A 14,564-nucleotide genomic window follows, 5' to 3' on the forward strand; every position below is an offset into this window, starting at 1 on the left:
CGCCCCCGCGGCACGCGCCGTCGAACCGTGGAAGCGCTGAAGGGTTGGCACCCCCGCCCCCTGGCACAGGGGCGTCGTGGTCACGCGACGCAGGCCCGCGTGGCGGAGGTGCGGCGCCGCCGAAAAGGTTGACCACAGGGCGGCCCTTCGGGAGGAAAAATGTCGTACACCTGTTCTAGGGTCAGTCCATGTTGGGGGCGTTGGCGCAGGCGGGTGGCGGTGTCGACGCCTGCGCCGACACCGCGCCGTGGGCCCTTCCCGACGACGAACTGCTCGCGGCGCTGGACGCGTCGCACGCCTTGGCGCAGCGCCTGGCAACCATCCAGCTCGCTCTCGTGCGCGAGCTCGACGGCCGTGGTCTCGCGGTCGCCCAGGGCGCATCGTCCACCGCCGTCTGGTTACGGGAGCGGCTGCGGCTGTCCGGGCGGTCGGCCCGCCAGTTGGTCCAGCTCGCCGCCACCATCGACGCGTCGCCGCCGACGGTCCGTGCCGCTCTCCTGGACGGCCGCCTCACTGTGGAGCAGGGCAAGGTGGTGGCGGAGACGATCGCGGATCTCCCCGTCGAGGCCGGCCCGGAGGTGGCAGAGAAGGCCACCGAGTTACTGATCGCCTGGGCCGACCGCTTCGATCCGACCACCCTGAGTCGCCTCGGCGAACGCGTCCTCGCGCACGTCGCGCCCGACCTGGCCGACGAGGCCGAGCTGGCGGCCCTCGAGCGGGCCGCCGAGCGGGCCGAGGCTCGCCGGCACGTCACCCTCTCCGAGCCGAAGGACGGGCAGGTACGCCTCACCGGCAACCTCGACACCGAGACCGCGAGCCTGCTGCGGGAGGCCGTCGATCCGCTCTGCACCCCGGCCGGCGAGCACGACGACCGCAGTCCGGGCCAACGCAGGGCCGACGCACTCGGCGAGATCTGCCGGCTGGCACTGCGCACCGGCCACCTGCCCGACAACGGTGGAGACCGGCCGCAACTGGTTGTCACCATGTCGCTCGACGCGCTGGTCAACGAGCTCGGCGCGGGCACCCTGGACACCGGAGCGCGTCTCACGCCGGGCGCGGTCCGCCGCCTGGCCTGCGATGCCGCCGTGCTGCCGGCGGTCATGAACGGCAACAGCCAGATTCTGGACGTCGGGCGTCAGCGCCGGCTCTTCACCGGTCCGCTGCGGCGCGCGCTGGTGCTCCGCGACGGCGGCTGTGCCTTTCCCGGCTGCGACCGGCCATCCCGTTGGTGCGACGGCCACCATGTGCGCCACTGGGCCGACGGCGGCGCCACGACACTGGGCAACGCGGTCCTGCTCTGCGGGCATCATCACCGAATCCTGCACCGGGGCGACTGGGTCGTCCGCGTCGCATCGGACGGCCAGCCCGAATTCCTCCCACCCGCCTGGCTGGACCCGCTGCGCTCCCCACGCCGCAACCTCTACCACCGGCGCTGCTGAGCACAAGTGGTTCATCCCGCCACACGTCACGGCACCCACAGCAAGACGTGCTCGTCCTTCGTGAGCACGTCTTGGGGGAACGCCACGACAAGGCGACGCTCCCGCTCGCAGCTCGGCCCCGACAGGCGGCCCGCTGTCGCGCGGGCTCGGGCGTAGCTATCACTCAAGTCCACGACGCGCCGACTCGTCCGGGTGGTTGGCTCGGTAATTCGGTGGAAGGGGCGGCCGGGAAGGCGTAGGGTTGCAGCCCGCTTGACGGCCGAGGTGAGCTGCACCGGAACGGACGTCGTCGCGCCGGGAGGTCGGCCATCCGTCCCCGGAAACGCGAGCGAGCAGCAGATGTGAACGATGGGACGTCAGCATGCCCGCACCTGACCTCGACATGGATCTCGACACGGATCTCGCGTCCGAACGCACTCACCTGGCCAACTCCCGCGCGGCCCTGCGCCGGATGCGGGAGCGGGCCGAAGCCCTCTTCTCGACCGGTGACCAGGTCGCCGGCGACGCCTACGCGGCGGAGACCCTCGGCCGCACACTCGCCCGCCGGGTCGCCGAACTGGCCGACGACCCCACCACGCCGCTGTTCTTCGGCCGCCTCGAATTCGGCGGACATGCACCAGACGAGGACACCGCAACCCGCCTGACGCCGGCAACCAGCAACAGCCCGACCACCAGCATCCCGGCCAGCGGCAGCGGCAGCAGCACAAGCAGGAGTGCCGGCAGCCTAGGCGGCGGCAGCGCCAGCGGCAGCGGCAGCGCCAGCGCCAGCGGCAGCGCCAGCGCCAGCGGCAGCGGCGGCAGCGCCAGCGGCAGCGGCAGCGGCGGCAGCGCCAGCGGCAGCGGCGGCGGCGGCGGCGGCGGCGGCGAGCATGCTGGTCGGCGGTACCACGTGGGGCGGCGGCATGTCACCGATGAGCTTGGCGAGCCGCTGGTGCTGGACTGGCGGGCGCCGATCTCCCGCTCGTTCTACCGGGCCAGCGCTCGTGACCCGCAGGGTGTCGCGGTGCGGCGGCGGTTCGGGTTCAGCAACGGGGTGTTGACCAGTTTCGAGGACGAGCGGCTGGACCGCGGCGAGGAGCTGGGCACGGCCAGCCGGATCCTCACGGCCGAAATCGAGCGACCACGCGTGGGGCCGATGCGCGACATCGTCGCCACCATCCAGCCGGAGCAGGACGAGCTGGTCCGGGCCGACCTGGCCGACTCGATCTGTGTGCAGGGGGCACCGGGTACCGGGAAGACGGCCGTCGGCCTGCACCGGGCCGCGTACCTGCTCTACCTGCACCGGGAGCGGTTGCGTCGGGCGGGGGTGCTGATCGTGGGGCCGAACCGGGCGTTCCTGTCGTACATCGCGGCGGTGCTGCCGGCCCTCGGCGAGGTCGAGGTCGAGCAGGCCACCGTGGAGGAGCTGATCTCGCGGGTTCCGGTGCGGGCGGTGGAGACGCCGGCCGCCGCCGCGCTGAAGCACGACGCGCGGATGGCGACCGTGCTGCGCAGGGCGGTGCAGGCCCAGATCGGTACGCCTACCGACTCGATCACCGTCTCCGACGGCTCGTTCCGGTGGCGGATCGGGCTGGAGCCGCTGCACCGGATCGTCGAGGAGACCCGACGGGAAGGGCTGCCGTACGGCACCGGTCGGGAGCGGGTCCGGGCGCGGGTGGTGAGTCTGCTGCAGCGGCAGGCCGAGTCGCGGCGGGCCGAGTCGCCCGGCGACGCGTGGCTGCGCCGGATGGGCCGGTGTCGGCCGGTGGTGGACTTCCTGGACGCGGTCTGGCCGGCACTTACCCCGGAAGGGCTGGTGCACGGCCTGCTCGCCGACCCGGCCCGCCTCGCCGCCGCCGCGGACGGGCTGCTCAACGACGCCGAGCAGGAGTTGCTGGTGTGGGCGAAGCCGGCGCGTACCCCGAAGGCCACCCGCTGGACCGCCGCGGACGCCGTGCTCGTCGACGAGGCGGCCGGGCTGTTGGAGCGACCTTCCGGGTTCGGGCACGTGGTGGTGGACGAGGCGCAGGACCTGTCCCCCATGCAGTGTCGGGCCATCGCCCGCCGGAGTGAACACGGTTCGATCACGCTCCTCGGTGACCTCGCGCAGGGCACCGCGCCGTGGGCGGCGACCGACTGGCGGGAGTCCCTGACACACCTGGGCAAGCCGGACGCCGTGGTGGTCCCGCTGACGGTCGGCTTCCGGGTGCCCGCCGCGGTGGTGGCCTTCGCCAACCTGCTGCTGCCGGCGCTCGCGGTGGACGTACCCCCGGCAGAGTCGCTGCGTCACGACGGCGGCCTGGAGGTGCGTACCGTGGCCGACCTGACCGCCGCGACGGTGGCCGAGGTGCGCGCGGCGCTCGCGCACGACGGGTCGGTGGGCGTGATCGCCGCGGACGACGCGGTCGACGGGCTGCGCGCGGCGCTGGCCGCCGACGGCGTCACCACCGCGAGCGCCGACGACGTCACGGCCGCCCAGCGGGTCACGGTGGTGCCCGCGACGCTGGTCAAGGGCCTGGAGTACGACCACGTGGTGGTGGTCGAGCCGGCCGCGATCGTCGCGGCCGAGCCGCGCGGGCTGCACCGGCTGTACGTGGTGCTCACCCGCGCGGTGTCCCGGTTGTCGGTGCTGCACACCGAACCGCTGCCCGCGCCGTTGCTGACCGCGCCGCAGGCCGCGCCGCTGGCACCGGTGCCGCTGTAGGTCGCCGCCCGCAGATCCCCTGAACGTCGACCGCGTCCTGGGGCACGGCCGACTCCTGCCGCGGATGCCCGGACGTCGACCGCGTCCTGGGGCACGGCCGACGCCTGTCGCACGTACCCGGGCGTCGGGCACGTCCTGAGGCACGGTCGGCGGGCAAGTGCGCGGCGTCTCTGTCGGCAACCGGGCAGTCGCGCGGGGCACACAGGTTCAACTTTGCATCGTAAAGTAGTTTGCATGGGGCCCGACGACGACGACCTTCCACCCTCCGACGCCGCCACCGCTCTCCGGCTGATCGACGACCAGCGCGCCGCCACCGTGCGCCGCCTACAGCCCGACGCCCGGCTGCTCTACTGGCCGTGGGGCGTGGCCTGGCTGATCGGTTTCGGGCTGTTCTTCCTGCGCTTCTCCCCGGGTGGTCGGGTGCTGGTCGCGCTGCCCGACTGGCTGCCCCTGACCGTGCTCTTCGCCCTGCTGATCGTCGCCGGGGCGATCCAGGCGGTGGCGGGCGCGCGGGCGTACGGGCAGGTGACCGGCGACTCGGCGGTGCGGGGTCGCTGGTACGGGTGCGCCTGGGCGCTGGGCACGGTGAGCGTCTACGCGGCGGTGGGCCGGGTGTCCGAGCACCTGCCGCACGACCTGGCGGGCCTGCTCTGGTCGGCCGCTGCGGTGGGCCTCACCGGCGCGCTGCACATGGCCGGCGGCGCGATCTGGCTGGACCGGGACCTGTTCCGTCTCGGCGTCTGGGTCAGCGTCATCAACGTGGTCGGCGCGATCGCCGGGCCGGGTTGGCACGCGCTGGTCATCTCGGTGGCCGGCGGCGTCGGCATCCTGGTCGCCGGCGCAATCGCCCGACTGCGCCAGCAAGGGCGCTCGTGACCGACCTCGATCCGGTCATCCACGCCCAGGCACGGCTGCGGGTGGTCGCCGCGCTCTCCACGCTCGGCGACGGCGACCGAATCACGTTTCCCCGGCTCCAGGAACTGCTCGCGATGACCGCCGGCAACCTCTCCGTCCACCTCCGCAAGCTGGAGGACGCCGGCTACGTCGAGATCAGCAAGACCCACCGTGGACGTACGCCGGCCACTCTGATCCGGCTCAGCCGGCGCGGTCGGCTGGCGTTCGAGGAGTACACCGAAGCGATCCGGAGCCTGCTCGACCCCTCCCCTGCGGACTCCACAGCGTCGAAGGAGCAGTCATGACCCTCGCCCGCGCCGACCAGGTCAGCCGCCGGTACGGCGACGTCCTCGCCCTCGACCGCGTCGACCTGGAGGTCCGGGCCGGCGAACTGGTCGGCCTGCTCGGCCCGAACGGCGCCGGCAAGAGCACCCTGATGAACCTGCTGGTCGGTCTGCGCCGACCCACCTCCGGGCGGGTCGAGTTGAACGGCCGCGACCCGCGCGACCCGGAGGCGCGGCGGCAGATCGGCGTCACCCCGCAGGAGACCGGTCTCCCGGGCACGCTGCGGGTCGGTGAGGTCGTCGACTTCGTCTCCGCCCACTACCCCGACCCGGTGCCCCGAGGCGAACTGCTCGACCGTTTCGGCCTGGGCGACCTCGCCCGGCGGCAGACCGGCGGACTGTCCGGCGGCCAGCGTCGCCGGCTGGCCGTGGCGCTGGCCTTCGTCGGCCGGCCCCGACTCGTCCTGCTCGACGAGCCGACCACCGGCCTGGACGTCACCGCCCGGCACACCCTGTGGGACGCGATCCGGGCCTTCCACGACGACGGCGGGACGGTGCTGTTGAGCAGCCACTACCTGGAGGAGGTGGAGGCGCTCGCCCGCCGTGTGGTGGTGATCGGGCAGGGCCGGGTGCTCGCCGACGACACCGTGGACGCCGTACGCGGCATCGTCGGCGTACGCCGGGTCAGCCTGGTCACCGACGAGGTGCCCGACCTGCCCGGCGTCGTCCGCGCCGAACGGGTCGACGGACGCCTGCACCTGCTCACCACCGACTCCGACGAGTTGGTCCGGGCGCTGGTCCGCTCCCAGGCCGCCTTCACCGACCTGGAGGTCCGGCCCACGTCGTTGGAGGAGGCGTTCCTCGCCCTCACCGGCGGGACCGACACGCCGTCGCAGGCCCCACCCGCTGCCGCCGCCAGCGGCCAACCCACCGCCGTCTGAGGAGGCGCACCGTGCAGCTCGCCCTGGTCCACGCCCGCTACCAGCTTCTGGAGATCATCCGGATTCCGGTGGCCGTCTTCGGCAGCGCCTTCTTCCCCGCCGCCGCGATGATCTTCTTCGTGGTGCCGTTCACCGGCGACGATCCGGTCGGCGCCACCTTCGCCACCGCGTCGATGATCACCTTCTCGGTGATGAGCGCCAACATCTTCCAGTACGGCGTCGGCGTCGCCGAGGACCGCGACCAGCCGTGGAGTCCGTACACCCGGACCCTGCCGGCCGGACCGGCGCCCCGGTTCGCGGGCCGGGTGCTGGCCGGCCTCGCGTTGACGTACCTGTCGCTGATCCCGGTCGTGGTGATCGGCGCGACGCTCACCCCGGCCCGGGTCACCGCGACGGCGTTCCTGCTTACCGCCGTCATCGTGGCCGTCATCTCGGTGCCGTTCACGCTGATGGGCCTCGCCATCGGCTACTCGCTGCCCAGCAAGGCGGCGATCGTGGTGGCCCAGGTCGTCTTCCTGCCGCTCGCGTTCGGCGGTGGACTGCTCTCCGCGCCGGGCGACGCGCCCGGCTTCATCGAGACGATCGCGCCGTTCCTGCCCACCCGGGGCGCGGCCGAACTGATGTGGTGGGCGGTCGGCGACTATCCCGTCCAGCCACTCGCGATGATCATGCTCGCCGTCTGGATCGTGCTCCTCGCCTCGCTCGCCGCGTGGGCGTACCGACGGGACGAGGGTCGCCGGTTCAGCTGACGATTCGTCCGTTTCCGCCCCGTGCCCCAGCGGGACGGTGCCAGGATTCCCGCAGGGGGCCCGCCCGTGGCCGCCCGCCGAGAGGGGTCTTGACGTGAGCACCGTCCCGCCGGGCACGCCGTGCTGGGCCGACCTGGCCACCCCGGACCTGACCGACGCACGGCGCTTCTACCCCGAACTGTTCGGCTGGACCGGACGGGTGACCCCGGAGCCCGAGGCGGGTGGCTACACCGTCTTCCTGCTCGACGGCAGGCCGGTGGCCGGTGTCGGACCGCCCGCCATCGAGGACCAGGTGCCGATCTGGTCGACGTACATCGCCACCGACGACGCGGAACTGGCCGCCGGACGGGTCGAACGGGCCGGCGGGCAGGTCGTCGTACCGCCGTTCGAGGTCTTCGACCGGGGCTGGATGGCCGTGTTCTCCGACCCGGCGGGCGCGACGTTCAGCGTCTGGCAGCCGCTGGCGATGCCCGGGGCCGAGGTGTTCAACGTGCCCGGCGCGATGAGCTGGAACGAACTGGTCACGCCCGACCCGGAGGGCGCGAAGGTCTTCTACGAGCTGGTGTTCGGCTGGCAGCCGGACGAACAACCGGTCGGCGGCATGACGTACACGGGGTGGCGGCTCGGGGCGCGGATCGTCGCCGGGATGATGCCGCCGCTGGGCGACGGCTACCCGGCCGACCTGCCCGCGTACTGGACGGTGTACTTCGCGGTGACCGACGCGGACGCCGCCGCCGCGCGCGCCGCCGAACTGGGCGGGACCATCCTGGTGCCACCGCGGGACATCCCGACCGGCCGGTTCGCCGCCCTGCGCGACCCCCAGGGCGCCCTCTTCTCGGTCATCGACCTGGGCCCCTGACCCGGGAGCCCTGCCGCCCGGGTCACGAACCGGGGCGGACGGGGACCACCAGGGGGCCGTTGGTGCCGGGGAGCACCCGGACGCTCGCCCGGTAGTGAGTCGCGAGGAGGTGTTCGGTCAGCACCTCGTGCGGCGTGCCGGTCGCCACCACCCGCCCCTCGGCGAGCATGACCATCCGGTCGGCGTACTCGCCCGCGAGGGAGAGGTCGTGCATGGTGGCGAGCACCGTCAGGCCGTGTGCCCGGCGCAACTGGTCGACCAGTTCCAGGACCTCCTGCTGATGGCCGATGTCCAACGCGCTGGTCGGCTCGTCGAGCAGCAGCAGCGTCGCGCCCTGGGCGAGCGCGCGGGCCAGGAAGACCCGCTGTCGCTCTCCCCCGGACAGGGTGGCCAGCTCGCGGCGGTGGAAGCCGCCGAGGTCCAGGCGGTCCAGCACGTCGTGGACGGCGGTCACGTCGGCGGCCGACTCCCGACCGAGCGGCGGGATGTACGGGGTACGCCCGAGCAGCACGTAGTCCAGGACCGACATGCCGGGCGGCACCGCCGGGGACTGCGTCACCGTCGCCACCACCCGGGCGCGTTCACGGCGGTGCAGCGCGCCGCTCGGCGTACCGAAGAGGGAGATGGCGTCCGGCGCGGGCAGCAGGCCGCCGACGGCGCGCAACAGGGTCGACTTGCCGGCGCCGTTCGGGCCGATCACGGTGACCCACTCGCCGACGGCGACGGTGAGGTCGACGCCGGTGAGGATCGGCGTGCCGTCCAGGCTGACGTGCAGCTCGCGGACCTCGACGGCCGGCGCACCCGGAGTCACGTGAGAACCCGGCGGGCGGTCCGCAGCACGAGGACGAAGAACGGGCCGCCGAGCAGGGCGGTGACCACGCCGATCGGTATTTCGGCCGGGGCGGCGGCGGTACGGGCGACCACGTCGGTCAGGGCCAGGAACGCGGCGCCGAACAGCAGCGACAGTGGCAGGATCACCCGGTAGCTCGACCCGGCGAGCAGCCGGACGGTGTGCGGCACGATGATGCCGACGAAGCCGATCAGGCCGGTCGCCGAGACCGCCGCGGCGGTGCCCAGGGACGCGGCGGCGATCAGCAGGTACCGGGAGCGCTGCGGGTGCAGGCCGAGGCTCGTCGCCTCGTCGTCGCCGAGCGCGAGGACGTCCAGCTCACGACGGTGCAGCAGCACCACGACCGTAGTCACGGCCGCGTACGGCAGCACGAGCAGCACATCGTGCCAGCCGGCGGTCGCCAGCCGGCCGAGCAGCCAGGAGTAGACCGGTTGGATGCTGTCGGCGTGGCGCTGGAGCAGATACGTCTGCCCGGCGGAAAGGAACGCCGAGACCGCCACCCCGGCCAGGATCAGCATGGCCGGGGACCGGCTCCGCCCGCCGGCCGCGCCGAGCAGGTAGGTCATCGTGACGGCGAGCAGCGAACCGACGAACGCGGCCAGCGGGATGGTCAACGGCAGCCCGGAGATCGCGCCCTGCCGACCGACGCCGCCGAGGGCGATCACCGCGGTGACCGCGAGGCCCGCGCCGGCGGCCACTCCGAGCAGGTACGGGTCGGCCAGCGGGTTGCGGAAGACGCCCTGGTAGCAGCCACCGGCGAGGGCGAGCAGACCGCCGACGAGCAGACCCAGCACGACCCGGGGCAGCCGCAGTTCGGTGACGATGGCGATTTCCCGCTCGTTCAGTCCACTGTCGAGGTGCACCCCGGGGATCAGGTTGAGCAGCTCGATGGCGACGCTGCCCGGTGGCAGGCTGACCGGTCCGAGCGACACCCCGGCGACGAGCGCGACGAGCACCGCGAGGACACCGATGACCAGCCAGCGCGCACGCAGCCCGGCGGGCCGGGACGCGCGAGGCGTACCGGCCGGCCGGGTGGCGGGTGCTCCAGAGGTCATCTGCGACGTTCCGGTCACGGACCGACCACGGTCACGCGGGCACCTTGGCGACCGCGTCGATGATCGTCCGGAGCAGGTCGACGACGCGCGGGCCCCAGCGGGAGGCGATGTCGTCGTCCAACGTGACGACCTGGTTGTTCTTGACGGCGGTGAGCCCGGCCCAGCCGCTGCGGGCCTTCACCGAGTCGGCGTTCTGCTGGCAGCACTTCGAGTCGGCCAGGAAGACGAAGTCCGGGTCGGCCTTGACGATGACCTCCTGCGACAGCTGCGGGTAGCCGCCGTTCTTGCCGTCGGCGTCGGCCGGGTCGGCGATGTTGGTCAGGCCGACGAGGCTGTAGATCGAGCCGATGAAGGTCTTGCTGGTCGCGCTGTACAGCTCCGGGCCCAGCTCGTGGTAGTAGGTGAGCTTCTCGGTGCGCTGGGGCAGGTCCTTGACCAGCTTGGCGATGTCGTCCTTCATCCGCTTGGCGACGTCGGCGGCCTGGTCGGCGTGCCCGGTCAGGGTGCCCAGGTCGGTGATCTGCTGGTACGAGTCGTCAAGCGTGGTCGCCGCCGGGGTCAGGTACACCGGGATCTTCAGCTTGCTGAGCTGGTCGACGATCTTGTTGGTGTCGTTGGAGAGCACCACCAGATCGGGGTTCTTGCCGGCGATCGCCTCGGCGTTCGGCTGGAAGCCGGACAGGTCGCTCTTGGGCGCCTCAGCCGGGTAGTTGGACTGGTCGTCGACGGCGCTCACCTGCGGGCCGGCGCCGATCGCGAAGAGCATCTCGGTGGCGCTGGGCGAGAGCGACACGATCTTCTCGGGACGCTTGTCGAGCGTGAGCGAGCCGACCGTCACCGGGTAGCTGGCGGCCGCGGTGCCGGCGGCCGGCTTGTCGTCGGTCTTCTCCGCGCACGCGCCGAGGGCGAGCGCGGCGACCGCGAGGGTCGCGGCGAAGAGCCGAGGGGTACGTCTGAACATGGGGCCTCCTGTCGGTCGAGGAGTGTGGTGCTTCGCCGACAGGACTTCGGTACGCCCGCCCACGAGGCGCCCTTCCTCGAGAGCGCGTGTCGCGACCCCTCCGCAGGCGACCTGGCTCGTCCCCGCCGTCGGCGGGGCATCACAGTTGCGGGACAGCGCCGGTTTCACACCGGCTTCGCTGCGGATTGGTCGCTAAGACGGTAGCGCACCGCCGGGACGTGCCGGATCGATCAACGACCGATCGACGTACGACGATCAGGCGTGGGGCCTTTGTCCAGGATCGGGAGGCTCGGAAGCGGGTGGTGGGGCCCCGCAGGGGCGGTACGGGGCCCCACCCGCTCAGGAGGCCGTGATGGTGACGTTGTCCACAGCCGCCTCCACCAGGCTCGCGCCGGACGCGTCCGCCGCCTCGACGAGGATGCGGACGGACTGCCCGGCGTACGGGCTCAGGTTGAGGCTCGCCACCGCCCAGCTCCCGTTCCGGTTGCTGGCCGCGCCGGTCTGGGTGAGCAGGGCGGTGGTGCCGCCGCTGTGCACGACGCTCACCCGCAGGTAGTCGGCCGACGAGGCGTTCGAGCCGTGCGCCAGGTACCAGGCCAGCGAGAGGGTCAGCGTGCCGGACGACGGCAGGGTCACCGCCGGCGACCGGGCGCTCGTCACACCGCCGTCGACGTCGTAGTCACCGGCCGCCGAACCGGCGAGCCGGCCGGTGACCAGGTCGTTCGAGCCGGCGTACGGGGTGAGCTGCTTCGCGCCGGAGGAGGTGGTCGCCTGGGCGGCGCCCACCTCGAACGCTCCGAGGGTCGCGGTGTCGGTGCCGGACGGGTTGATCGTCCAGCCGGTGGCGGTCTCGAAGGTGTCCGACCAGACCGTGGTGCCCCCACCGCCACCGCAGTACTGCGACTGCTTGCCGATGGCCCGGTACGGGCAGTCGGCGTACTCGCTGAGCATGAGTACGGCCTCGCGGTTACGGGTGGTCTGTGCGGGGATCACCTCGTCGGGCGGGTAGAAGCCGCCACCGCCGGAGGAGCCCGGGTACATCTCGAAGGTGTACGCCCAGATGCCGTGGGTGGCCCACATCCAGTCGATGCTGGTGCCGTCGGCGATGTACAGGTCGCTGGACTGCTCCGGCGTGTAGCTGTTGGTGGCCGCCATCTGCTGACCGATGGTGGCGAAGGTGTTGTACTGGTCCGCGCTCATCCCGGTGGCGGTGTTCGCCGTGGTGTAGCCGTACGGCCAGAGCACCAGTTGCGAGTACGTGTGGAAGTCGATGTTGGCCTTGATCTGCTGGACGCCACCGACGACGCGGCTGTTCACGAAGTTGCGCAGCGCCTGCGTCTCCGGCGCGGAGAACGCCGACGGGCCGCGGTACGTCTCCGACGAGGTGGTGCCGGACGACCCGCCGCAGCAGCCCCACTGGTAGGACCAGTTGCGGTTCAGGTCGGTGCCGACGTTTGACGAGCCGCTGTTCGGCTGACGGTTCTTGCGCCAGGACCGGTACGACCCGGTGGCGATGTCGTACTCGCTGCCGTCCGGGTTGACGGTCGGCACGATCCAGATCTCCCGGCTGTTGACGATGTTGGTGATCCGGGAGTCGCTGCCGTAGCTGTCGGTGAAGAGGTTGAGCAGGTAGATCGCCATCTCGACGGTCAGGTGCTCACGGGCGTGCTGCTGGGCGTTGAACAGGATCTCCGGCTCGTTCTCGTCGGTGCCGACGTTGTCGGAGATCTTCACGGCCATCAGGTCGCGGCCCTCGTACGACGTACCAATGCTGATCTTGCGGGCGATGGCCGGGTGGTCGGCGACGGCCTGGTTCACGACGGCGGTCAGTTCCGCGTAGTCGTGGTAGTTGGAGTCGGCGGGCGGGAACGCCAGCGTGCCCACCTCGCCCGCGCCGCGTTCGGCGCTCGGTGGCGGGGCGAGCGGTTCCAGCCGGAAGCCGAGCTTGCCGATCGCGGCGGCCTCGGCGGCGGTGGCCGAGACGTGCAGGACGCCGTGCTCGGAGTAGTCGATGGCGGCCCCGGTGCGGGCCACCGCGTTGCGGTCGGCGAGGGTCCGGGGCCCGAGGACCCGGTAACCGGCGGCGGCCGACTCGGCGGTGCGGTCCGGCGTCGGCTTGGCGGCGACCGGTCCGGCGGCGACGGTGACGATTCCCAGTCCGGTGACGACGGCGAGCACCAGGACGCGGCGGAGAGAGTGAGGTGGGCGGAGGGCCATGGACTACCTCCTCAAAGGGCGGAAGATCCCGCTCGGTGATGCACACTTCACCATCAGTCACATGGTCATATCAATATCGATCGCCGCGAAATCCATCCCAGGTTGACCATCGCTGCGGCAATGATTTTCTGCCGCTGAACATCTGGCGAAACTTCCTTCCAAGCGGAAAACTGACCAGCGACGATGCCCCCACTCGACACCGCGGAGCACCCATGGCCCCCTCCCGCCTGCACGCGGCCGCCCTCGCCGGCGTCAGCGCGCTCACCCTGCTCGCCACCGCGGCCCCCGCCGCGGCGGCCCGGCCACCCGCACCCGCCCACGACGAACAGATCACCTTCCAGGACTGGTCCGGGCCCGCCGACTGGCACCGTGGCAGCCAGGCCGGCACCCGCGTCGTGCCCGGCCCGCGCTCCGGCGTCACCCTGGCCCGCCCCACCGGCACCACCGAGTACGCCGACCCGCACACCGGCGTCACCCGCACCTGGGAGTACGGCACCTGGACCTCGCCCGTGACCCGGATCGGCTTCGACGCCACCGAACTGATCGCCTCCTGGAACGCCGAGACCCCCACCGGCACCTGGATCCAGGTGGAGATGCAGGGCGGTTACACCAACGGCGACCAGACCCCCTGGTACGTCCTGGGCCGCTGGGCCTCCGGCGACACCGACATCAAGCGGACCAGCCTCGACGGGCAGGGCGATCCCTGGTCGACGGTCTGGACCGACACGTTCAGCATCGACGACGCCGACGCCGGGGTGCTGCTGCGGTCGTACCAGCTGCGGCTGACCCTCTACCGGACCCCCGGGCAGACCGCCGCCCCGGTGGTACGGATGCTCGGCGCGATGAGCTCCGCCGTGCCGGACCGGTTCACCGTCCCGCCGAGCGCCGGGCACATCGCCTGGGGCGTCGAGCTGCCGGTGCCCCGCTACTCGCAGAACGTCCACAAGGGGCACTACCCCGAGTACGACGGCGGCGGCGAGGCGTGGTGCTCACCCACCTCCACGGAGATGGTCGTCGAGTACTGGGGTCGCAAGCCCTCGACGGCCGACACGTCCTGGGTGGACCCGACCTACCCGGACCCGACCGTCAACCACGCCGCCCGGATGACCTTCGACTACGCGTACGACGGCGCGGGCAACTGGCCGTTCAACACCGCGTACGCGGCCAGCTTCCCCGGCCTTGAGGGGCGGGTCACCCGGCTGCACTCCCTGGACGAGCTGGAGCGTTTCATCGCCGCCGGCATCCCCGTGGTGACCAGCCAGTCCTTCCTCGCCAGTGAGCTGGACGGGGCGAACTACGGCACCTCGGGGCACCTCTTCGTGGTGGTCGGCTTCACCGCCGACGGTGACGTGATCGTCAACGACCCGGCCTCGTCCAGCAACGACGTCGTCCGCAACGTCTACAAGCGCACCCAGTTCGAGCAGATCTGGCTGCGTACCAAGCGCACCAACGCCAGCGGCGGAGTCTCCGGCGGCTCCGGCGGCGTCGCCTACCTCATCAAGCCCGAGTCCAAGCCCTGGCCCAAGGCCCCCGCCTCCACCAACTGGTAACCCCCCCCCCCCCCCCCCCCCCCCCCCCCCCCCCCCCCCCCCCCCCCCCCCCCAACGCGGTGGTAAGTATGTTGTGGTGGAA

12 protein-coding genes and 1 riboswitch are annotated in these 14,564 nt (G+C 72.2%); of the genes, 8 read left to right on the forward strand and 4 right to left on the reverse strand.

Annotated elements, in window-relative coordinates:
• The first annotated feature begins 188 nt into the window (after nucleotides 1–188).
• The 7 genes from AB0J36_RS25685 to AB0J36_RS25715 all read left to right on the forward strand — a co-directional run bounded on the left by AB0J36_RS25685 (nucleotide 189) and on the right by AB0J36_RS25715 (nucleotide 7,849).
• Nucleotides 189–1,439: a DUF222 domain-containing protein gene (locus AB0J36_RS25685; protein ID WP_357123467.1), complete on the forward strand. Its 1,251-nt coding sequence runs from the start codon at nucleotides 189–191 to the stop codon at nucleotides 1,437–1,439.
• Between the two features lie 361 nt (nucleotides 1,440–1,800).
• Entirely contained in the window at nucleotides 1,801–4,122 is a 2,322-nt protein-coding gene (locus AB0J36_RS25690; RefSeq protein ID WP_363661200.1) for an AAA family ATPase, read from the forward strand.
• A gap of 234 nt (nucleotides 4,123–4,356) precedes the next feature.
• The gene (locus AB0J36_RS25695; RefSeq protein ID WP_357392604.1) at nucleotides 4,357–4,998 is read left to right on the forward strand and encodes a transporter; all 642 of its coding nucleotides are present in this window, start codon (nucleotides 4,357–4,359) and stop codon (nucleotides 4,996–4,998) included.
• A complete protein-coding gene (locus AB0J36_RS25700; protein WP_357392603.1) occupies nucleotides 4,995–5,321 on the forward strand; it encodes a transcriptional regulator in 327 nt (108 codons plus the stop codon). Before AB0J36_RS25695 ends, AB0J36_RS25700 begins: the two co-directional genes overlap by 4 nt.
• A complete protein-coding gene (locus AB0J36_RS25705) occupies nucleotides 5,318–6,241 on the forward strand; it encodes an ABC transporter ATP-binding protein (protein WP_357392602.1) in 924 nt (307 codons plus the stop codon). Before AB0J36_RS25700 ends, AB0J36_RS25705 begins: the two co-directional genes overlap by 4 nt.
• An 11-nt stretch (nucleotides 6,242–6,252) precedes the next feature.
• Nucleotides 6,253–6,990, forward strand: a complete 738-nt coding sequence (locus AB0J36_RS25710) for an ABC transporter permease (RefSeq protein ID WP_357123452.1) — start codon at nucleotides 6,253–6,255, stop codon at nucleotides 6,988–6,990.
• 94 nt (nucleotides 6,991–7,084) lie between these two features.
• Nucleotides 7,085–7,849 (forward strand): VOC family protein, encoded by a 765-nt coding sequence (locus AB0J36_RS25715; RefSeq protein WP_357175845.1) that lies wholly within the window; start codon nucleotides 7,085–7,087, stop codon nucleotides 7,847–7,849.
• Nucleotides 7,850–7,871: 22 nt separating this feature from the next.
• Here AB0J36_RS25715 and AB0J36_RS25720 read toward each other — a convergent pair whose 3' ends face one another.
• From AB0J36_RS25720 to AB0J36_RS25735, 4 genes are all read right to left on the reverse strand, one after another.
• Nucleotides 7,872–8,660 carry an ABC transporter ATP-binding protein gene (locus AB0J36_RS25720; RefSeq protein WP_357123446.1) on the reverse strand — a complete coding sequence of 263 codons (789 nt, stop codon included), beginning with the start codon at nucleotides 8,658–8,660 and terminating at the stop codon, nucleotides 7,872–7,874.
• Nucleotides 8,657–9,754, reverse strand: a complete 1,098-nt coding sequence (locus tag AB0J36_RS25725; protein ID WP_357123443.1) for an iron ABC transporter permease — start codon at nucleotides 9,752–9,754, stop codon at nucleotides 8,657–8,659. The genes AB0J36_RS25720 and AB0J36_RS25725 overlap by 4 nt, the downstream gene beginning before the upstream one ends.
• A gap of 31 nt (nucleotides 9,755–9,785) precedes the next feature.
• Nucleotides 9,786–10,715, reverse strand: a complete 930-nt coding sequence (locus AB0J36_RS25730; RefSeq protein WP_357175840.1) for an ABC transporter substrate-binding protein — start codon at nucleotides 10,713–10,715, stop codon at nucleotides 9,786–9,788.
• Between the two features lie 110 nt (nucleotides 10,716–10,825).
• Nucleotides 10,826–10,889: riboswitch (cobalamin riboswitch) on the reverse strand.
• Nucleotides 10,890–11,054: 165 nt separating this feature from the next.
• Entirely contained in the window at nucleotides 11,055–12,932 is a 1,878-nt protein-coding gene (locus tag AB0J36_RS25735; protein WP_357123437.1) for a M14 family zinc carboxypeptidase, read from the reverse strand.
• Between the two features lie 212 nt (nucleotides 12,933–13,144).
• Between AB0J36_RS25735 and AB0J36_RS25740 the strand changes: the two genes are divergently transcribed.
• Nucleotides 13,145–14,482: a C39 family peptidase gene (locus AB0J36_RS25740; protein WP_357123434.1), complete on the forward strand. Its 1,338-nt coding sequence runs from the start codon at nucleotides 13,145–13,147 to the stop codon at nucleotides 14,480–14,482.
• Nucleotides 14,483–14,564: the final 82 nt, after the last annotated feature.

Origin of the sequence: Micromonospora sp. NPDC049662 (genome assembly GCF_040675055.1) — a bacterium.
Classification (GTDB): Bacteria; Actinomycetota; Actinomycetes; order Mycobacteriales; family Micromonosporaceae; genus Micromonospora.